Below are 19,370 nucleotides of genomic sequence, written 5' to 3' on the forward strand. Positions count from 1 at the left end.
CGGACGCTGACCAGGCGGAGTTCAGCCTCTGGCCTGCTTTTCCCGCTCCGGACCCCGGGCCGCCCCTCAGACCGGCACCTCCTCCGCCCGTACGTGGTCGAAGACCTGGCCCTCGTCCGGTCCGGTGAGCAGGTACGCCTGCGCCTCACCCACGTGGAAGTACATCCCGTGCAGCTCCACCGCCCCCTCGCGCAGGGCCCGGGCCACCGACTCATGGGCCCGCAGATGCTCCAACTGCTGCACCACGTTGGTCAGGCTGAGCTGCTCGACCGCGTCCGCCGGTGCCCGCCCCGCCAGCCGGGGCCACGGCCGGCCGGCGTCGGCCATGCGCTCCAGGCTCGGCCTCCCGTGCCGCAGCCACCGCTTGAGCGGGGTCGCCGCGCCCTCCGGCTCGGCGGCGAGCAGCGCCTGCATGGCCCCGCACCCGGAGTGCCCGCACACGGTGATGGAACGCACCTTCAGCACCTCCACCGCGTACTCGATCGCGGCCGCCACCGAGTCGTCCCCCCACTCCTCGCCGGGCCGGGTGTCTCTCGCGGCGTCGGCCGGGGGCGGAACGAGGTTGCCCACATTGCGCACCACGAACAGGTCCCCGGGACCACTGGAGGTGATCATCGAGGTGACCAGACGCGAGTCGGCACAGGTGAGGAAGAGCTGCGAGGGCCGCTGCCCCTCCCGCGCCAGCCGCGCCAGCTCCCCGCGCACCAGGGGTGCGGTGTGGCGCTGGAACGCGCTGATACCACGCGCCAGTTCATGCCCGCTGCGGCCGCGGTCCGGTCCCGGCGTACCGCCTCCGGCGCCGTCGCCGTCGCCGGGACCGTCCTGCCGTGCGCCGGAAGCGGGCCCGAGGTGGGGCTGCTCGCACTGGTGGTTGCGCCAGGGCGTCCAGGGGCGGCACCGGCAGCCGGCGGAAGCGGCCGCCTCGGCCGACCCGGGTTCGTTGTGCACGGTGGTGGGGACCCCCGGTTCGGAGATCTTGAGCCCCGCGCGGCGGCCGGTCAGCTCGACGGAGCCGCCCCGCGCGGTGTGCGTGTTCTGCCAGTCCTGGAGCGTCTCGTACGCCGCGTGGTCCATGAAGGACCCGTCCAACTCCACGACGGCAGGCGCTCCGTGGGGTACGAGATGCAGGGCCCGGCTGAGCCGCGGGACCGCGAGGAACGTCAACTGGCCCCGGACGTGTACGTGATGGACTCCGTCCTGCTCGTCGTGGGTGATCCGGGTGCGGGCGAGGCGGTGCAGGGAGACGGCGACGGCGACGGCGATCCCCAGCGCCACGCCCTCCAGGACGCCGAAGAAGACCACGCCGGCGGTGGTGACGGCATAGACCAGCACTTCGCGGTGGCGGGTCACCGTGCGGATGTGGTGCAGGGACACCATCTGGATGCCGACGGCCATCACCAGGGCGGCGAGCGAGGCGAGCGGGATGAGCTCCAGGAGCGGGACCATCAGCAGGGTGGCGACTACTACGAGAACGCCGTGCAGCATCGTGGAGTTCCGGCTCACGGCACCCGCGTGCACATTCGCCGACGTCCGCACCGCCACTCCCGCCACCGGCAGCCCGCCGAGGCCGCCGGAGACGATGTTGGCGGCGCCCTGGCCGAGCAGTTCGCGGTCGAGGTCGGAACGGCCGACGGGGGCGGGCGGGCCGGGGCGCCCGGCCACCAGCTTGTCGGCGGCGACCGCGCCGAGCAGCGACTGCACACTGCAGACGAGGGTGGTGGTCAGCACGGCCGCCACGACGCCGAGCACCGGGCCCTCGGGGAGTCCCGCGAGGGCGTGGCTGCTCCAGGAGGGCAGGTCCACCTTGGGCAGCCGGAACCCTGCGAGCGAGGCGGCCGCGGTGGCTCCGGCGACGGCGACGAGCGCGGCCGGGATCTTGCGCAGCAGGCGGCCGGCCCGGCCGGGTAGGCGCGGCCAGAGCAGCAGCAGCGCGAGGGTGAGCGCGCTCACCGACAGGGCGGCCGGGTGCAGATCCGCCAACTGGGCGGGCAGGGCCCGCAGATTGTCGGGGACGGAGCTTTGCGGGGTGCCGCCGAGGACGATGTGCAGCTGGGCGACGGCGATGGTGACGCCGATGCCGGCGAGCATGCCGTGCACGATGGCGGGGCTGACCGCGAGTGCGGTGCGCGCCACGCGCAGGCAGCCGAGGCCGAGTTGGGCGAGTCCGGCGAGCACGGTGATGGCGCAGGTGGTGCGCCAGCCGTAGCGCTGGATGAGGTCGGCGGTGACCACCGTGAGACCGGCGGCCGGGCCGCTGACCTGAAGCGGGGAGCCGCCGAGCCGGCCGACGACCAGCCCGCCGACGGCGGCGGCCACGAGACCGGCCTGGAGGGGCGCGCCGGTGGCGAGGGCGATGCCCAGGGACAGCGGCAGGGCGATCAGGAAGACCGCGATCGACGCGGACACATCGGCGCCGGCGAGCCGGAATCGGCGGGGGCGCGTGGGCGGCGTACTGGGGGACTGGGTGCGCTCGGTCCGAGTGGGGTCGGTGGCGCGGGTAGGGACGCAGGCTGACATGGATTCCCGTCTCCTCCGGGGCAGCGCGGTCGCGGATCTGGTGGTCCCCCGTCCGGTCGGCGGGGGGTCGGGTCGCGGCCGTGGGTCACGGCGTGCAGCGGCGGGATGAATCAACGCTCGGTAAACGGATCGTAATGCAGAGTAAAGGGCGAGCATAGAGTTTCCGGGCAAATGGGCGAATAACTCACCGAAATGAGTGAAGTGGCCCATTGGTCGGCTTGTCATACTAATTCCTTCTTGGTCCCGTGCGACCTTGGCGGCGCTGTCGGCATTTTCCCGGCAGATCACCAGAAAACGCCCAGTCAGCGTTGGCCTGAGAGAAGGAAGTAGGTGGGCGGAACATGGCCGCCACCCAGAGGATCGCCGCGGGCGCCGTGGTCGCCGCGGTCTGTGCCGCATCAATCGCCGGCTGCGGAATCGGCAGCGACGGCACCGAGGAAGGGGTCTCCGGCCCGCAGAAGGCCAAGCCGGCCCAGGCGCCGCCCAAGAGCGCGGTCCGCCTGATCGGCGACGGCTCGACCGCGTACACCGGAGCCCAGCCGCACCTGCCCAGGCCCGAACGGCTGAAGCCCGGGCAGAAACCGCCGCAGTTCGTGGTGTTCTCCTGGGACGGCGCGGGCGAGGACGGGCAGAAGCTGTTCTCCCACTTCCGCAAGGTCGCCCGGGACAACAACGCGACGATGACGTACTTCCTCAGCGGCGTGTACATGCTGCCCGAGCACAAGCGCGATCTGTACCGGCCGCCGCAGCACTCACCGGGCCGCTCCGACATCGGCTTCAACGACGAGCAGGGCATCGCCGCCACCGTCGAGCAGCTGCGCGGCGCGTGGCTGGAGGGCAACGAGATCGGCACCCACTTCAACGGCCACTTCTGTGGCAAGGGCCGCGGGGTCGGCGAATGGTCGGTCGAGGAGTGGAAGGACGAGATCGCCCAGGCGAAGCAGTTCGTGAAGTCCTGGAAGACCAACACCGGTCTGAAGGACGCCTCCCCGCTGCCCTTCGACTACGAACGCGAGCTCATCGGCGCCCGCACGCCCTGCCTGGAGGGCCAGGAGAACTTCATGCAAGCCGCCCGGGAACTCGGCTTCCGCTACGACACCAGCGGCGTCAACAACCAGGTCTGGCCCAAGAAGAAGCAAGGCCTGTGGGACCTGTCGATGCAGCTCGTGCCGTTCCCCGGGCACACCTTCGAGCAGCTGACCATGGACTACAACTTCATGGTCAACCAGTCCGGCACCACCAGCCAGGGCGACCCCGACAAGTACGAGTTGTGGGGCGACCAGATGCGCGACGGCCTGCTCCAGGGCTTCCGCCGGGCCTACGACGGCAACCGCGCGCCCCTGATCATCGGCAACCACTTCGAGTCCTGGAACGGCGGCACCTATATGCGGGCCATCCAGGAGGTCATCGAGAACGTGTGCACCAAGGAGGAGGTGCGCTGCGTCTCCTTCCGGCAGCTCGCCGACTGGCTGGACGCGCAGGACCCGAAGGTGCTGGCCAAGCTCACCACCCTGCCGGTCGGCCAGGCCCCGAAGCAGGGCTGGGAGTCCTTCCTGTCGGACCGCCCGGCCCCGGCGCCCAAGGGCGTCCCCGGGGCACCGGCGGCCCGGCAGTAGCGCCGCTCAGGCGGGAGCGGTGACGCTCTCACCGAGCACGAAGGCGGGGTCGACCTGTGCGGTGAGGTCGGCCCCGGTCCGCTCGTTCCCCCAGGACTGCGCGTTCTTCAGATGGAAGTGCACCATCTGGCGGGTGTAGCGCTCCCAGTCCCGGCTCTCGTAGGTGGCGTCCACGGCCTCCTGCAACCGGTGCAGGGCGCTGCGGTTGGCCTCTTCCAGGAGCTCGAACCGGGGTGGGCGGCCCTTCTCCATGGAGCGCACCCAGTCCGAGTGCCCGACCGTGACGAGCAGGTCGTCCCCGGCTTCCGCGCGCAGGAAGTCGAGGTCCTCCGGTCCGTGCACCTTGTTGCCGACGACCTTCAGCCGGACGCCGAAGTCGCGGGCGTACTCCTTGTACTGGCGATAGACGGAGACCCCCTTCCGGGTCGGCTCGGCGACGAGGAACGTCATGTCGAAGCGGGTGAACATGCCGGAGGCGAAGGAGTCCGAGCCGGCGGTCATGTCGACCACGACGAACTCGTCGCGCCCGTCCACCAGGTGGTTCAGGCACAGCTCCACCGCTCCCGTCTTGGAGTGGTAGCAGGCGACCCCCAGGTCGGCGTCGGTGAAGGGGCCGGTGACCATCAAACGGACGGTGCCGCCGTCGAGTTCCACCGGCCGGGCGCAGGCGTCGTAGACCGGATTGTCCTCGCGCACCCGCAGCAGCCGGGAGCCCTCGCCGGGCGGGGTCGTCTTGATCATCGTCTCGGCGGAGGAGATCCGCGGGTTCGCGCCGCGCAGGTAGTCCTTGATCAGCGGGAGCCGGTCGCCCATCGCCGGCAGGGCGGCCGCCTCGGGCTCGTCCAGGCCGAGCGCGGCCCCCAGGTGCTGGTTGATGTCGGCGTCGATCGCGACCACCGGCGCCCCGGTCGCGGCGAGGTGCCGGATGAACAGGGACGACAGGGTGGTCTTGCCGCTGCCGCCCTTCCCGACGAAAGCAATTTTCATGTTCAGTAAGCGTAGTGGCGGCCCGGGCGCCTGGGGCGGGCAAACGTGAAGAAGGCCACTCGATCGTGGGGCCGGGCACTGGAATGCGTAATGTCGTACTCATGAGTACGACAGGCGCGACCGCCGATCCGCTCGCGGCCCTGGGTGCGCTGCCCGGCGTGGCCGAGTCCGTGGAGTCCGTGCGCAAGGCCGTGGACCGGATCTACGGGCACCGGGTCATGCGGCGCCGCAGCAACGCGATCACCTCCGAGGCGGCGCTGCGCGGGGCCCGCGGCTCGGCGGCGCTGTCCGGCGCCGACTGGGCCCTGGAGGAGGTGCGCAGGCGCACCGACTTCAGCGGGGACGACGAGGCGCGCCTGATGGGCGCCGCGCTGCGGCTGACCGCGGAGGCGGGCCAGCTGCTGTCGATCTGGCGGCAGTCGCCGCTGCGCGTGCTGGCCCGGCTGCACCTGGTCGCGGCGGCGACCAACGGGCCGGAGGTCGGGCGCCCGCGCCAGGCCGGCGAGCCGGTCGACGAGCCGCTCGTCGAGCTGCCGCTGCCCGGCGCCGACGAGGTCCACGGCCGGCTGGACGGCCTGTCCGAGCTGATCATCGCGGGCGGGTCCGCACCGGCGCTGGTGACCGCCGCCGTGGTGCACGGCGAGCTGCTGGCGCTGCGCCCGTTCACCTCCCACAACGGCCTGGTCGCGCGGGCGGCCGAGCGCATCGTGCTGGTGGGCAGCGGTCTCGACCCGAAGTCGGTCTGCCCCTCGGAGGTCGGCCACGGCGAACTCGGCCGCGCGGCCTACCTCGCGGCGCTCGACGGATACGTCTCCGGCACTCCCGAGGGCGTGGCCGCCTGGATCGCCCACTGCGGCAAGGCGATCGAGCTGGGCGCGCGCGAATCGACGGCGGTGTGCGAGGCGCTTCAGCGCGGGGCGGCGTAGAAGTCCTCGGGAAAAGGGTTGCGGCGGTACGAAGAGATTCGTACCGCCGCTGGCATGTTCACCGGGTTACCAAGCGTCCTCGATATATTGCCCATCAGGTCGGGGACTTTGCCCGTGCCCTGGTGCGGCTGGCCCGTAATCGACGGGTCGACGTCGCGTGGGTGCCCGGTGTCCATGCTCGGTCCGTGGGGCCAGTTGCGGTGTAAAGGTGATCCTCGCGGATGCCCTTGGTCTCGCGGGCCGTTGAATCCTTTCTACTCCAGGTCCGGAGCAAGCGGAAGCCCTGGCTGCCGTTCTTTACTTTTGCGTTCAAACAGGAGCTAAACGGGCGTGGACCTGCCGAACCGGCCCAAGGGTCGGCAACGGCGCAGGTCAGGCCAGTGCGGTGCGGCGGCGACTGGTGTACCAGACGAGCCCCGCGGTGGCCGCCGCCGCTCCCACAGCGGCCGCCACGACGAGCGCCGGACGGGTCGGGACGGAGAACCCGGGCAGCCGCTGCTTGAGCCGGACCGGGCGGTGGAAGTCGAGAATGGGCCACCCGCGCGCGAGTGCCTCGCGGCGCAGCGCGCGGTCCGGGTTCACGGCGTGCGGATGGCCGACGGACTGGAGCATCGGCACGTCGGTCGCCGAGTCGCTGTAGGCATAGCAGCGGGAGAGGTCGTACCCCTCGGACGCGGCGAGCTCCTTGACCGCCTCGGCCTTCGTCGGGCCGTACGCGTAGTACTCCACCTCGCCGGTGAAGCAGCCGTCGTCGCCGACGACCATGCGGGTGGCCACCACGCGGTCGGCGCCGAGCAGCTCGCCGATGGGCTCCACCACCTCCGCGCCCGATGTCGACACGATCACGACATCGCGGCCCGCGGTGTGGTGCTCCTCGATGAGGGAGGCGGCCTCGTCGTAGATGATCGGGTCGATCAGGTCGTGCAGGGTCTCGGCGACGATCTCCTTGACCTGCTGGACGTTCCAGCCGCGGCACAGCGCGGACAGGTACTCGCGCATGCGCTCCATCTGATCGTGGTCGGCGCCGCCCGCGAGGAACACGAACTGGGTGTACGCGGTCCGCAGGACGGCCCGGCGGTTGATCAGACCGCCTTGGTAGAACGACTTGCTGAAGGTGAGCGTGCTCGACTTCGCAATGACCGTCTTGTCCAGGTCAAAGAAGGCCGCTGTGCGGGGCAAGGAGTGGTTTTCCACGACCCTGAGCATAGGCGCAGCCCATTCGGCGTAAGGTGGGGCGCGTGGGTTTGCCTGAGAGGCCTCTCGGGTACACCATGGAAGTCACGGATCGTTCGCGACCGTGCTAACCCGGCCCGGCTCCTCCCCCCCCCCCCCGAGTCGGCCGTGGAGACGACCCCCGCTCTCCCCCCCGGCGGGGGTCGTCGCATGTCCGGGTGCGTTTTCCCCCTTCTTTGACCGACCGCGAGGTCGCAGCGAGGCGGCTCAGGCCGCCTCTTCGGCATGCCCATGATCCGTCACTGTGGGTAGTCGGTGGACTGCTCTCCGGAAGTCGTACGGGACCAGTACACGGGTCACCGGTATGGGTGACGGCGATATTCACAACCATCGAGTTGTCCACAGTTATCGACCAAGATCCACACGATTTCCGGCATCGCTGCACCGTGTTTCCCAACGCGTCCCGCCGGGGCGGACTTCATGACCGGTTCCGGTTAGTCGGGCGCGTTTGGCCGGTTCGTATCGGCCGCTCATACGGAGACCGGACGCCGGTTCTCCGCACCTTTGGGAATCGCGTGGCCGCAGGGGCCCCGCGACAGACGCGACACAGGGGGATGCCATGGCCGCTGCCGCCACCCAAGAACCGCCGCCCGCCGCCTCGGGGCGGCCGGGAGCACCGCTGATCGTCACCGAGGACGCCGGCCTGCTGGACGACCTGCTGCGGCTGTGCGCGGCAGCGGGCGCCACGCCCGAGGTCCATCACGGCGTCCCCGAACCGCGCGGGAACTGGGAGACCGCACCGCTGGTCCTGGTCGGCGACGACGCCGCCCGCCGGGTGCGCGGCGCGCCGCGCAGACGGGGCGTGGTGCTGGTCGGCCGGGACCAGGACGACTCCGGGGTATGGCGGCGGGCCGTCGAGATCGGCGCCGACCATGTCCTGATGCTCCCGGACGGGGAGCAGTGGCTGGTCGACCGCATCGCCGACGTGGCCGAGGGCGTGGGCCGGCCCGCCCTCACCGTCGGCGTGATCGGCGGGCGGGGCGGGGCCGGTGCGTCCACGCTCGCGTGCGCCCTGGCCGTCACCTCCGCGCGGGAGGGACTGCGCACCCTGCTCGTGGACGCCGATCCGCTGGGCGGCGGACTCGACGTACTCCTCGGCGGCGAGACCGCAGAGGGGCTGCGCTGGCCGGCTTTCGCCGCCTCACGCGGACGGGTCGGGGGCGGCGCCCTGGAGGAGTCGCTGCCCCGGCTGCACAACCTGCGGGTGCTCAGCTGGGACCGCGGGGACTGCGTTGCCGTCCCGCCGCAGGCCGTACGGGCGGTGCTGGCCGCCGCCCGGCGCCGCAGCGGCACGGTCGTCGTCGACCTGCCGCGCCGGATCGACGACGGCGTCGCCGAAGTGCTCGCCCAGCTCGACCTCGGCATCCTCGTCGTCCCCGGCGAACTGCGCGCCGTCGCGGCCGCCGGACGGGTGGCCTCCGCGGTCCGGATGGTGCTCGGGGACCTGCGGGTGGCGGTACGCGGGCCGTACGCGCCCGGCCTCGACGACCGCGAGGTGGCCCGGCTCCTCGGACTGCCGCTGGCCGGAGAAGTGCCGGTCGAAGCGGGGCTGAGCCGCCCGCAGAACGGCAGGACGCCGCCCGCCGCGGCCGGACGCGGACCGCTGGCGCGCTTCTGCCGCACCTTCTGGGAGCGGGCACTGCTGGAGGCGGGGACGGCATGAGCACGTACCTGGGACAGGAGGCGCTCGCGGCCGGATCCGACATGACACCGGCGCTGCTCGACGGCGTGCGACGCCGGCTCGCGGAGAGCGGGGCCGAGCCGACCCCCGCGCGCGTGGCGCAGGCGCTGCGCGAACAAGGGCGCGTGCTCGGGGACGCCGAAATCCTCGGCGCCGCGCAGCAGTTGCGGTCCGAACTGGTCGGCAGCGGGCCCCTGGAACCGCTGCTCGCCGACCCGTCGGTGACCGATGTGCTGGTCTCGGCCCCGGACCGGGTCTGGGTGGACCGCGGAGGCGGCCTGGAGCTGACCGGCGTCCGCTTCCCCGACGCGGCGGCCGTACGACGCCTCGCGCAACGGCTGGCCGCGGTGGCCGGACGGCGCCTGGACGACGCGCGGCCCTGGGCCGACGCCCGGCTGCCCGACGGGACCCGGCTGCACGCCGTGCTGCCCCCGGTGGCCGTCGGCTGCACCTGCCTGTCCCTGCGGGTGGTACGGCCGCGTGCGTTCACGCTGGACGAGCTGGTGGCGGCGGGCACGGTACCGCCGGGCGGGGACCGGGTGCTGCGGGCGCTGATCGAGGCGCGGTTGTCCTTCCTCATCAGCGGCGGCACCGGCAGCGGCAAGACGACGCTGCTGAGCGCGCTGCTCGGACTGGTCGGGCCGGGAGAGCGAATCGTGCTCGCCGAGGACTCGGCGGAGCTGCGCCCCGACCATCCGCACGTCGTACGGCTGGAGAGCAGACCCGCCAACCAGGAGGGCGCCGGGCTCGTGACGCTCCAGGACCTGGTCCGCCAGGCGCTGCGGATGCGGCCGGACCGGCTGGTCGTGGGCGAGGTGCGCGGACCGGAGGTGGTCCATCTGCTGGCCGCGCTCAACACGGGTCACGAGGGCGGCTGCGGCACCGTGCACGCCAACGCGGCGGCCGATGTCCCGGCCCGGCTGGAGGCCCTCGGTACGGCGGCGGGACTCGACCGGGCGGCGCTGCACAGCCAGGTGGCGGCCGCGCTGTCGGTGGTGCTGCATCTCGTGCGGGGGCGCGACGGCCGGCGGCGGATCGCCGAGGTGCAGGTGCTGGAGCGGGATCCGTCGGGGCTGGTGCGGACGGTTCCGGCGCTGCGGTGGGGAGCGGGGGCGTTCGTGGTCGAGCGGGGGTGGGGGCGGCTGCGGGGGCTGCTCCGGGACGAGGACTTCGAGTGGGGGAGCGGGGATGGGTGAGACGGGTGTGGGCGGGGTTTCGACGGGCGCGGCCGTGGTGTGTGCCGGGGCCGCCCTGTGGCTGCTGAGCGGGCGGGACGCCGGGGCTCGGCGGGCCCGGCTGCTGCTCGCCGGTGGTGGGGTGGTGGCGGCCGGGTCGCCCGGGTGGCGGCAGGCGGCCGGTGAACTGCGGCGGATCCGGGGGCGGTTGCGGGCCGAGTGGTGGGCGGCGGTCGCCGGGGTCGTGCTGGCGGGGCTCGGGGCGTCGGCGCTGCCGCTCGTCGCCGGTGCGGTGGCGGTGCCCTTGCTGCGCAGGGTGCGGCTGGCCGGTGCGGCGCGGCGGGCCCGGGAACGCCGGGGGGACGCGGTGATCGCCCTGTGCGCGGCGCTCGCCGGGGAGGTGCGGGCGGGACGGCAGCCGGGTGAGGCGCTGCTGCGGGCGGCGCTCGACTCCGGCGGACTCGGGGACGCGCAGGCGGCGGTGCTGGCGGCCGCGCGGTTCGGCGGCGACGTTCCCGGCGCCCTCGCGGCGGCGGCGCGGAAGCCGGGCGCCGAGGGGCTGCTGGGTCTCGCCGCGTGCTGGCGGGTGGCCGTGGACCGGGGCGCGGGACTCGCGGCCGGACTTGACCGGCTCGAAGCGGCGCTGCGGGCAGAGCGCGACCAGCGGGCCGATCTGCGGGCGCAGTTGGCGGGCGCCAGGTCGACGGCGCTGATGCTCGCCGGGCTGCCGGTCCTGGGACTGCTCCTCGGCGCGGTCATGGGCGCTGATCCGCTGCGCGTGCTGCTGCACAGCGGTGCCGGGCTGGGGTGTCTGTTCGCCGGTGGGGTGCTGGAGGGGCTGGGGGTGTGGTGGGCGATGCGGATCGTGCGGGGGGCGGAGGCGGTGTGAGGGGGGTGAGGTCCGGGGTGGGGGGCGAGGGCGGGTCGGGTGAGGTCCAGGGGCGGTTCTGGGGCGGGGTTCGGCTGAGGGGCTTGGTGAAGGGAGGCGTGGTGAGTACGGAAGTTGTCCACAGGCTGGGGGTAATCGTGGGGATCGTGCTGGGCCTGGCGTGGCTGGTGCGGTGGGTGGGGGTGGTGCGGGGTGAGCGGAGGGTTCGGCGGCGGCTCGCCGGGCTGATGGCCGCTGCGGAAGTGCCGCCGGGCGTGCCGAGGTTCCCGGTGCGGAGCCTGGTGCGGCGGTGGCTGCCCGCCGTGGCGGTGGGGTGTGCCGGGTGGGTGCTGGTCGGTGGGGTCGCCGGGGCCGGGGTGGGGCTGGCCGGTGCGGTTGCCCTGGACCGGTGGCGGGGGCGGCGTGCCGTTTCCGAGGGCGCGGTGTACGACGCCGCCGAGGCGGCCCGGCAACTTCCCCTCGCCGCCGATCTGCTGGCGGCCTGCATCGCCGCCGGCGCCGGGCCGGTGATCGCGGCGCAGGCCGTGGGCGAGGCGTTGGGCGGGCCGGTGGGGGAGGGGCTGGCGCGGGGCGCGGCCGAGGTACGGCTGGGAGCTGAACCGGGCGAGGCGTGGCGGAAGTTGGGGGCGCTGCCCGGCGCCGGGGCGCTGGCGCGGTTGTTGGAGCGGGCCGATGTGTCCGGGCTTCCGGCGGCCGGACCGGTCGCCCGCATCGCCGCCGACGCCCGCGCCACCTGGGCGCGTGCCGCGACCGCCCGGGCGCGGCGGGCGGCGGTCCTGGTCACCGCGCCGGTGGGGCTGTGCTTTTTGCCCGCGTTCATCGCGGTGGGTGTGCTGCCCGTGGTGATCGGGCTGGCCGACGGGGTGCTGGAAGGGGGTGGTGGATGACCGGCTTTCGGCTCTGACCAGCAGTCGTATCAACGGAACTGATCCTCACGGGGGTTGCAATGAACAAGGTAATGCGCAAGGCAAGGAATACGGCAGCGAAGGCAGTACGGGCGTGCATGCGGGTCTGTGTCGGACGGCGGGACTCGGGGATGGTGACCTCCGAGTACGCGATGGGGATCATCGCGGCGGTGGCGTTCGCCGTGGTGCTCTACAAGGTGGTCACCAGCGGGCAGGTCAACGCGGAGCTCCAGGCCATCGTGAAGCGGGCGCTCGATGCGCGGATGTGAGCGGCGCGGCGCCGACCGGGGGTTCGTGACGGCGGAGTCGGCCGTGGTGCTGCCCGTGCTGGTGATGTTCGCGATGGCGCTGGTGTGGGGGCTGCTCGTGATCGCCGCCCAGATCCAGTGCGTGGACGCGGCCCGCACGGGCGCCCGTGCCGCGGCACGCCAAGACCCGGCCGACGCGGTCACCGCGGTCACCCGGGAGGCCGCCCCGTCCGGCGCGGAGGTCACCGTCAGCCGCACCGGGGACCAGGTCCGGGTGCTCGTCGTGGCCAAGCCGCCGGTGCTGCGGGGACTGCCCTTCGAGGTACGGGAGGAGGCCGTGGCGGCGGTGGAGGAGGGCGGGGTGGGGCTGGATGCTCCGCCTGCCGGGGCGGTGCCGGACTCGGCGGCGGCGCCGGACACCGAGGCCGCGCCGGACACCGGGGCGGTGCCGGAAGCCGCGCCCGGGACCGGGACCGAGCCCGGGGTGGGTCCATGAGCCCCCGCCACTCGGGTGACCCCCACTCGGGTGATCGCCGCTCGAGCGACCGCCGCCCCGACGACCGCGGCTCCGCCACCGTATGGACCGTCACCACCCTGGCCGTCCTCTGCGTGGTGTTCGCAGTCGTGCTTGCCCTCGGCCAAGCCGTGGTCACCCGGCACCGCGCGGCGGGTGGCGCCGATCTCGCCGCCCTCGCGGCGGCGGACCACTGGGCGGAGGGTGCCCCAGCGGCCTGCGAGCGGGCGGAGAGGGTGGCCCGGGCCCAGGGCACCCGGCTGGTGCGGTGCGCGCTCGTGGGTGACGTCTCGGACGTGTCCGCGGCCGCGGGCCGGGGACCGTTCGCCGCGGAGGTCAGGGCGCGGGCGGGGCCCCCGTCTCCGCCGGGGTCTCCTTCTGCGGCGCCCCCCGCAGGAGTTCCGTGAGCAGCCGTACCGCGCCCCTCTTGTGCAGCGGGTCGTTGCCGTTGCCGCACTTCGGGGACTGGATGCAGGACGGGCAGCCGGCCTCGCACTCGCAGGAGGCGATGGCCTCGCGGGTGGCGGTCAGCCAGGCGCGGGCGGTGTGGAAGGCGCGCTCCGCGAAGCCCGCGCCGCCGGGATGGCCGTCGTAGACGAAGACCGTCGGGAGCAGGGTGTCGGGGTGCAGGGGGACGGAGACGCCGCCGATGTCCCAGCGGTCGCAGGTCGCGAAGAGGGGCAGCAGGCCGATCGACGCGTGCTCGGCGGCGTGCAGGGCGCCGCCGAGGATCTCCGGAGTGATCCGGGCCGCGTCGAGCTGGTCCTCGGTGACCGTCCACCACACCGCGCGCGTGCGCAGCGTCCGAGGAGGGAGGTCGAGCTTGGTCTCGCCCAGGATCTCGCCGGTGATCAGGCGCCGGCGGAGGAAGGAGACGACCTGGTTGGTGACTTCGACGGAGCCGTAGCAGAGGCGGCCGTCGCCCCAGGGGATCTCGGTGTCCGTCTCCAGGACGGTGATGGACGTCGTGTCGCGGGCGACCGTGGCGTAGGAGGGGCTGGCCTCCTGGACCAGGGCGACGGAGTCCTCCAGGTCCAGGGAGCGCACCAGGTAGGTGCGGCCCTGGTGCAGATGGACGGCGCCCTCGTGCACGGTGGCGTGGGCGGCGCCCGCGTCGACCGTGCCGAGCAGCCGTCCCGTACCGGACTCGACGACCTGGACCGGGCGGCCGCCCCCGCCGCGGATGTCGGTGAGGTCGGCGGCCCGTTCCCGGCGGGTCCAGTGCCAGGCACTGGTCCGGCGGCGGAGCAGCTTCGCGGCCTCCAGCTGGGGGAGCAGCTCCTCGCAGGCGGGGCCGAACAGCGCCAGGTCCTCCTCGGTCAGCGGCAGCTCCGCCGCCGCGGCGCACAGGTGCGGGGCGAGGACGTACGGGTTGTCGGGGTCGAGGACGGTGGACTCCACGGGCCGGTCGAACAGGGCGTCGGGGTGGTGGACGAGGAACGTGTCCAGCGGGTCGTCCCGGGCGACCAGGACGGCGAGCGCGCCCTGGCCGGAGCGGCCGGCCCGGCCCGCCTGCTGCCACAGCGACGCGCGCGTGCCCGGGTAACCGGCGATCACCACGGCGTCCAGTCCGGAGACGTCGATGCCGAGTTCCAGGGCGGTGGTCGCGGCGAGGCCGAGGAGTTCGCCGGAGTGCAGGGCCTGTTCGAGGGCGCGGCGCTCCTCGGGGAGGTAGCCGCCCCGGTAGGCCGCCACCCGCCGGGCGAGCGAGCGGTCGATCTCGGCGAGGCGTTCCTGGGCGATCACCGAGATCAGCTCGGCGCCGCGCCGGGAGCGGACGAAGGCGACCGAGCGCACCCCCTGGACGGCGAGGTCGGTCAGCAGGTCGGCGGTCTCGGCGGTGGCGGTACGGCGGACCGGGGCGCCCTTCTCGCCCTGCAGCTCGGTGAGCGGGGGCTCCCAGAGGGCGAACACCAGTTCACCGCGCGGTGAGGCGTCGTCGGCCACCTCCACCACGGGCAGGCCGGTCAGGCGGCCGGCGGCGACCGAAGGCTCGGCGGAGGTCGCGGAGGCCAGCAGGAAGACGGGAGAGGCGCCGTAGCGGGCGCACAGGCGGCGCAGCCGGCGCAGTACCTGGGCCACGTGCGAGCCGAAGACGCCCCGGTAGGTGTGGCACTCGTCGATGACGACGTACTTCAGCGACTTCAGGAAGGAGGACCAGCGGGGGTGGGACGGGAGGATGCCGCGGTGCAGCATGTCGGGGTTGGTCAGGACGTAGTTGGCGTACTGGCGGATCCATTCGCGTTCCTCGAACGGCGTGTCCCCGTCGTACACCGCGGGCCGGACGGAATTGCCCAGCGGTTGTGAAAGTTCCTTCACCGATCTGCACTGATCCGCCGCGAGAGCCTTGGTCGGCGCCAGGTAGAGCGCGGTGGCGCCGCGGCCGTTGGCGGCCTCCGAGCCGTCCAGGAGGGCGGAGAGCACGGGCACCAGATAAGCCAGCGACTTGCCGGACGCGGTGCCGGTGGCGACGACCACCGACTCGCCGTCCAGGGCGTGCTCGGCGGCCCGTGCCTGATGGGCCCAGGGGTGATCGACACCGCACGCCTGCACGGCCGCGATCACCTCGGATCGAATCCGGTCAGGCCAGACGGCATGCCGACCCTCCCGCGGGGGCACATGCTCCGTATGAGTGATGCGCGAAGCCCGGCTCGGGCCCGAGGCGAGCCGGCCCAGGACCGTGCCCGGGTCCACCCGGGAAGCGGGGCCCGTCGGGGATCGATCGGATCGGTGATTCTTGGCCATCGGCACCGAGTGTGTCACTGGCGTGACGGACAATGGGACCAAGGCGTCGTGCACGCCCGCCGGTAAGTGATTGAATGCCATCGCGGCTGGCGAACCGTCCTGGGGGCTTCAAGCCGAGGTGTCCCGCGGGACGACCGCTCGATTAGCAAGGTGCTGGAGGATCCGTGGACCTGTCCCTGTCGACCCGTACCGTCGGCGATCGTACGGTCGTCGAGGTCGGTGGCGAAATCGACGTATATACCGCGCCCAAGTTGCGCGAACAGCTGGTCGAGCTGGTGAACGACGGGAGTTTCCACCTCGTCGTGGACATGGAGGGCGTGGACTTCCTCGACTCCACCGGGCTCGGCGTACTGGTCGGCGGCCTGAAGCGAGTGCGTGCCCATGAGGGCTCGCTGCGCCTGGTCTGCAACCAGGAGCGCATTCTGAAGATCTTCCGCATCACCGGCCTCACCAAGGTGTTCCCGATCCACACCTCGGTCGAGGAAGCGGTGGCGGCGACCGACTGATCACCGCCTTCGGGCTTCGGCCCCGGGACGGAAGTAGTTCAAGAAGGAGGACCGGGCTTCGGCGGCCCGGCCCTCCGGACAGCACGCCCGTAGTTCCGAGGGGGATGCATGGCCACCGTTGAACTCCGCTTCAGCGCGCTGCCCGAGCACGTCAGGACCGCCCGACTGGTGGCGGCAGCGGTGGCGCGCAGGGCCGGAGTGGACGAGGCCGTACTCGACGAGGTGCGCCTCGCGGTCGGTGAGGCCTGCAGCCGTGCCGTCGGACTGCATCAGCTGGGCGGCGTCACGGCACCGGTGAAGGTGGTGCTGATCGAGGAGGAGAAGCAGTTCTCCATCGAGGTCGGCGACGAGGCGCCGCGCTCCGCCCCGGGCGACCGGGCGCCGGGCACCGCGGCCGATGACGCGGAGGCCGAGGAGGACGAGATGGGCCTCGCGGTCATCAGCGGGCTCGTCGACGACGTCGAGGTCACCGCCGGGGAGCACGGCGGGCTGATCCGTATGACCTGGCCGAGCATTCCGGCCGTCACCGAACTTCCCTGACGTCCTCCGCGACGTTCTCCGCGAAGACCATCCGAAGGGCCCTACCCCTGGTAGGGCCCTTCGGCATTTCGTGAATTCCTTCACGATCAATCCCCCCGATAATTCGATCAAGTTCATGGCGGGCCGAATCGCGACGTCAATGCCTTTGAGGCATTAGCTCGTTCGGGTTCCGTGCTCGGGGGTCGATCATTTGCTGAAGGGCATGCGAAGATTAATTCCGTTTACCGCGCACTGTTTTGATCAGGTTCCGGTACCTACAATCCGTCCACATCTTGAGCTCAGCCCAAGCGTCAAGGAGGACGAATGGCGGGGCTTTCTACCCCTCATCAGTTGGATCAGCCCACAACCTTCGCAGCCGCAGTCCTGACCGATGGCAACCGCGGACTGATCGTGGTCATCGGCGTCGTCGCCCTGGCGGCGCTCGTGGTGGCCGGCATCCTGCTGCGCCAGGTGCTCGCGGCGGGCGAGGGCACCGACAGCATGAAGAAGATCGCGACGGCCATCCAGGAAGGCGCCAACGCCTATCTGGCCCGGCAGATGCGCACGCTCGGCGTATTCGCCGTGGTCGTCTTCTTCCTGCTCATGCTGCTCCCCGCGGACGACTGGAATCAGCGCATCGGCCGATCGGTGTTCTTCTTGATCGGCGCCGCGTTCTCGGCGGCCACCGGCTATATCGGCATGTGGCTCGCCGTACGCAGCAATGTGCGGGTGGCCGCCGCGGCCCGGGAAGCGACCCCGGCGGAGGGTGAGCCGGAAAAGGATCTCACCGCCGTCTCGCACAAAGCCATGAAGATCGCTTTCCGCACGGGCGGCGTCGTCGGCATGTTCACGGTGGGGCTCGGTCTGCTGGGAGCCTCCTGTGTGGTGCTGGTGTACGCGGCCGACGCGCCGAAGGTGCTCGAGGGCTTCGGTCTGGGTGCCGCGCTGATCGCGATGTTCATGCGGGTCGGCGGCGGCATCTTCACCAAGGCCGCCGACGTCGGCGCCGACCTGGTCGGCAAGGTCGAGAAAGGCATTCCGGAGGACGACCCGCGCAATGCCGCGACCATCGCCGACAACGTGGGCGACAACGTCGGCGACTGCGCGGGCATGGCGGCCGACCTCTTCGAGTCGTACGCCGTCACCCTGGTCGCCGCGCTGATCCTCGGCATGGCCGCCTTCGGCGACGCCGGTCTCGCCTTCCCGTTGCTGGTGCCCGCGATCGGCGTGATCACGGCCATGATCGGCATCTTCGCCGTGGCCCCGCGCCGCAGCGACCGCAGCGGCATGACGGCGATCAACCGCGGCTTCTTCATCTCCGCGGTGATCTCGCTGGTCCTGGTGGCCATCGCGGTCTTCGTCTACCTGCCCTCGTCCTACGCCGACCTGGACGGCGTCACCCACGCGACCATCCAGGGCAAGAGCGGCGACCCGCGGATCCTCGCGCTCATCGCCGTGGCGATCGGCATCCTGCTCGCCGCCGTCATCCAGCAGCTGACCGGCTACTTCACCGAGACCAACCGCCGTCCGGTGAGGGACATCGGCAAGAGCTCCCTGACCGGTCCCGCGACCGTCGTCCTCGCCGGTGTCTCCGTCGGCCTCGAATCGGCCGTCTACACCGCCCTGTTGATCGGCCTCGGCGTCTACGGGGCCTTCCTGCTCGGCGGTACGTCGATCATGCTGGCGCTGTTCGCGGTGGCGCTGGCCGGTACCGGCCTGCTCACCACGGTCGGTGTGATCGTCGCGATGGACACCTTCGGGCCGGTCTCCGACAACGCCCAGGGCATCGCCGAGATGTCCGGCGACGTCGAGGGCGCGGGCGCCCAGGTGCTCACCAACCTGGACGCGGTCGGCAACACCACCAAGGCCATCACCAAGGGCATCGCCATCGCCACCGCGGTCCTCGCGGCCGCGGCGCTCTTCGGCTCCTACCGCGACGCCATCACCACCGGCGCCCGTGACGTGGGCGAGAAGCTGTCGGGCGACGACGCGCCCCTGAGCCTGATGATGGACATCTCGCAGCCCAACAACCTCGTCGGCCTCATCGCCGGCGCGGCGGTCGTGTTCCTCTTCTCCGGACTGGCCATCAACGCCGTGTCGCGGTCGGCCGGTTCGGTGGTCTACGAGGTGCGGCGGCAGTTCCGCGAGCGGCCCGGAATCATGGACTACACGGAGAAGCCGGAGTACGGCAAGGTCGTCGACATCTGTACGCGGGACGCGCTCAGGGAACTGACGACTCCCGGTCTGCTCGCCGTGATGGCGCCCATCTTCATCGGGTTCACGCTCGGCGTCGGCCCCCTCGGCGCCTTCCTGGCGGGCGCGATCGGTGCGGGCACGCTGATGGCGGTGTTCCTGGCCAACTCCGGCGGCGCCTGGGACAACGCCAAGAAACTCGTCGAGGACGGCCACCACGGCGGCAAGGGCAGCGAGGCCCACGCCGCCACGGTGATCGGCGACACGGTCGGCGACCCCTTCAAGGACACCGCCGGTCCCGCGATCAACCCGCTGCTGAAGGTGATGAACCTGGTGGCGCTGCTGATCGCTCCCGCGGTGATCGATTTCTCGTACGGCGACGACGAGAACATCGGCGCACGGGTACTGATCGCGGTGCTGTCGTTCCTGGTGATCGCCGGTGCCGTGTACATCTCCAAGCGGCGCGGGATCGCCATGGGCGACGACGACAGCGCGGAGCGGACGGCCGACTCGGGCGACCGGGCGGTGATTTCGGGGAGCTAGGCGCACGGCCCGGCTCACCAGGGCGGGCGAGAGGCGCGTACGGACGCGCTTCCCGCCCGCTCTGTGTGTTCACGCCCCCTTCGTGAGCCTTCTCTCACATGGTGCAAACGGCCCAGAAGTGAACGTAACGGACAGTCGGCGTAGGGATCTCGACCCTCTGCCGTGTATGTTCC

General features: G+C 72.2%; 15 protein-coding genes and 1 pseudogene. 12 read left to right on the forward strand and 4 right to left on the reverse strand.

Annotated elements, in window-relative coordinates; translation table 11 throughout:
- Positions 1 to 66 precede the first annotated feature (66 nt).
- Entirely contained in the window at positions 67 to 2,517 is a 2,451-nt protein-coding gene (locus ACWD11_RS09330) for a SulP family inorganic anion transporter (protein ID WP_451282212.1), read from the reverse strand.
- A 341-nt stretch (positions 2,518 to 2,858) separates the two neighbouring features.
- Between ACWD11_RS09330 and ACWD11_RS09335 the strand changes: the two genes are divergently transcribed.
- Positions 2,859 to 4,133, forward strand: coding sequence for a hypothetical protein (locus ACWD11_RS09335; RefSeq protein ID WP_451282214.1), 1,275 nt, complete (start codon positions 2,859 to 2,861; stop codon positions 4,131 to 4,133).
- A 6-nt stretch (positions 4,134 to 4,139) separates the two neighbouring features.
- Here ACWD11_RS09335 and ACWD11_RS09340 read toward each other — a convergent pair whose 3' ends face one another.
- The gene (locus ACWD11_RS09340; protein ID WP_451282216.1) at positions 4,140 to 5,120 is read right to left on the reverse strand and encodes an ATP-binding protein; all 981 of its coding nucleotides are present in this window, start codon (positions 5,118 to 5,120) and stop codon (positions 4,140 to 4,142) included.
- 101 nt (positions 5,121 to 5,221) lie between these two features.
- Between ACWD11_RS09340 and ACWD11_RS09345 the strand changes: the two genes are divergently transcribed.
- Positions 5,222 to 6,046 (forward strand): oxidoreductase, encoded by an 825-nt coding sequence (locus tag ACWD11_RS09345; protein WP_451282217.1) that lies wholly within the window; start codon positions 5,222 to 5,224, stop codon positions 6,044 to 6,046.
- Positions 6,047 to 6,418: 372 nt separating this feature from the next.
- Here the strand turns inward: ACWD11_RS09345 and ACWD11_RS09350 are convergent, their stop codons facing one another.
- Positions 6,419 to 7,252 carry an HAD family hydrolase gene (locus ACWD11_RS09350; RefSeq protein WP_389416848.1) on the reverse strand — a complete coding sequence of 278 codons (834 nt, stop codon included), beginning with the start codon at positions 7,250 to 7,252 and terminating at the stop codon, positions 6,419 to 6,421.
- Positions 7,253 to 7,838: 586 nt separating this feature from the next.
- On the opposite strand from ACWD11_RS09350, the gene ssd reads away from it, so the two are divergent.
- The 7 genes and pseudogenes from ssd (at position 7,839) to ACWD11_RS09385 (ending at position 13,098) form a co-directional block, all read left to right on the forward strand.
- Positions 7,839 to 8,942 (forward strand): septum site-determining protein Ssd, encoded by a 1,104-nt coding sequence (gene ssd, locus ACWD11_RS09355; RefSeq protein WP_451282219.1) that lies wholly within the window; start codon positions 7,839 to 7,841, stop codon positions 8,940 to 8,942.
- Entirely contained in the window at positions 8,939 to 10,156 is a 1,218-nt protein-coding gene (locus ACWD11_RS09360) for a TadA family conjugal transfer-associated ATPase (RefSeq protein ID WP_451282221.1), read from the forward strand. The genes ssd and ACWD11_RS09360 overlap by 4 nt, the downstream gene beginning before the upstream one ends.
- Positions 10,149 to 11,024: a type II secretion system F family protein gene (locus tag ACWD11_RS09365; RefSeq protein WP_389416898.1), complete on the forward strand. Its 876-nt coding sequence runs from the start codon at positions 10,149 to 10,151 to the stop codon at positions 11,022 to 11,024. Before ACWD11_RS09360 ends, ACWD11_RS09365 begins: the two co-directional genes overlap by 8 nt.
- Positions 11,025 to 11,125: 101 nt before the next feature.
- Positions 11,126 to 11,911 (forward strand): type II secretion system F family protein, encoded by a 786-nt coding sequence (locus ACWD11_RS09370; protein ID WP_389416899.1) that lies wholly within the window; start codon positions 11,126 to 11,128, stop codon positions 11,909 to 11,911.
- Positions 11,912 to 11,982: 71 nt separating this feature from the next.
- Positions 11,983 to 12,198, forward strand: a complete 216-nt coding sequence (locus ACWD11_RS09375; protein WP_389416900.1) for a DUF4244 domain-containing protein — start codon at positions 11,983 to 11,985, stop codon at positions 12,196 to 12,198.
- Positions 12,185 to 12,532, forward strand: a pseudogene (locus ACWD11_RS09380) (TadE family type IV pilus minor pilin); the annotation flags it as partial. The gene ACWD11_RS09375 and the pseudogene ACWD11_RS09380, both read left to right, overlap by 14 nt.
- Positions 12,533 to 12,669: 137 nt before the next feature.
- On the forward strand, positions 12,670 to 13,098 hold the full coding sequence (locus tag ACWD11_RS09385) for an Rv3654c family TadE-like protein (protein WP_451282224.1): 429 nt from the start codon (positions 12,670 to 12,672) through the stop codon (positions 13,096 to 13,098).
- Here ACWD11_RS09385 and ACWD11_RS09390 read toward each other — a convergent pair.
- Entirely contained in the window at positions 13,028 to 15,517 is a 2,490-nt protein-coding gene (locus tag ACWD11_RS09390) for a DEAD/DEAH box helicase (RefSeq protein WP_451282226.1), read from the reverse strand. The two genes, ACWD11_RS09385 and ACWD11_RS09390, sit on opposite strands and share 71 nt — an antisense overlap.
- An 83-nt stretch (positions 15,518 to 15,600) precedes the next feature.
- Here ACWD11_RS09390 and bldG point away from each other — a divergent pair, with 83 nt between their 5' ends.
- The 3 genes from bldG to ACWD11_RS09405 all read left to right on the forward strand — a co-directional run bounded on the left by bldG (position 15,601) and on the right by ACWD11_RS09405 (position 19,197).
- Positions 15,601 to 15,942: an anti-sigma factor antagonist BldG gene (gene bldG / locus ACWD11_RS09395; RefSeq protein ID WP_003975386.1), complete on the forward strand. Its 342-nt coding sequence runs from the start codon at positions 15,601 to 15,603 to the stop codon at positions 15,940 to 15,942.
- Between the two features lie 108 nt (positions 15,943 to 16,050).
- Entirely contained in the window at positions 16,051 to 16,482 is a 432-nt protein-coding gene (locus tag ACWD11_RS09400; protein WP_389416903.1) for an ATP-binding protein, read from the forward strand.
- A 303-nt stretch (positions 16,483 to 16,785) separates the two neighbouring features.
- Complete coding sequence (locus tag ACWD11_RS09405; RefSeq protein ID WP_451282228.1) at positions 16,786 to 19,197, forward strand: sodium-translocating pyrophosphatase; 2,412 nt, start codon at positions 16,786 to 16,788, stop codon at positions 19,195 to 19,197.
- The last annotated feature ends 173 nt before the right edge of the window (positions 19,198 to 19,370 follow it).

The sequence above is a fragment of the Streptomyces sp. NPDC002776 genome, assembly GCF_053592195.1.

What these genes read in the sequence shown, in the direction of transcription:
- ACWD11_RS09405 (WP_451282228.1), top strand. Translation starts at nt 16,786, where the DNA reads ATGGCGGGGCTTTCTACCCCTCATCAGTTGGATCAGCCCACAACCTTC.
- ACWD11_RS09360 (WP_451282221.1), top strand. Translation starts at nt 8,939, where the DNA reads ATGAGCACGTACCTGGGACAGGAGGCGCTCGCGGCCGGATCCGACATG.
- ACWD11_RS09330 (WP_451282212.1), bottom strand. Translation starts at nt 2,517, where the DNA reads ATGTCAGCCTGCGTCCCTACCCGCGCCACCGACCCCACTCGGACCGAG.
- ACWD11_RS09350 (WP_389416848.1), bottom strand. Translation starts at nt 7,252, where the DNA reads ATGCTCAGGGTCGTGGAAAACCACTCCTTGCCCCGCACAGCGGCCTTC.
- ACWD11_RS09390 (WP_451282226.1), bottom strand. Translation starts at nt 15,517, where the DNA reads ATGGCATTCAATCACTTACCGGCGGGCGTGCACGACGCCTTGGTCCCA.
- ACWD11_RS09375 (WP_389416900.1), top strand. Translation starts at nt 11,983, where the DNA reads ATGCGCAAGGCAAGGAATACGGCAGCGAAGGCAGTACGGGCGTGCATG.
- ACWD11_RS09365 (WP_389416898.1), top strand. Translation starts at nt 10,149, where the DNA reads ATGGGTGAGACGGGTGTGGGCGGGGTTTCGACGGGCGCGGCCGTGGTG.
- ACWD11_RS09400 (WP_389416903.1), top strand. Translation starts at nt 16,051, where the DNA reads ATGGCCACCGTTGAACTCCGCTTCAGCGCGCTGCCCGAGCACGTCAGG.
- ACWD11_RS09340 (WP_451282216.1), bottom strand. Translation starts at nt 5,120, where the DNA reads ATGAAAATTGCTTTCGTCGGGAAGGGCGGCAGCGGCAAGACCACCCTG.
- ssd (WP_451282219.1), top strand. Translation starts at nt 7,839, where the DNA reads ATGGCCGCTGCCGCCACCCAAGAACCGCCGCCCGCCGCCTCGGGGCGG.
- ACWD11_RS09345 (WP_451282217.1), top strand. Translation starts at nt 5,222, where the DNA reads ATGAGTACGACAGGCGCGACCGCCGATCCGCTCGCGGCCCTGGGTGCG.
- ACWD11_RS09335 (WP_451282214.1), top strand. Translation starts at nt 2,859, where the DNA reads ATGGCCGCCACCCAGAGGATCGCCGCGGGCGCCGTGGTCGCCGCGGTC.
- ACWD11_RS09385 (WP_451282224.1), top strand. Translation starts at nt 12,670, where the DNA reads ATGAGCCCCCGCCACTCGGGTGACCCCCACTCGGGTGATCGCCGCTCG.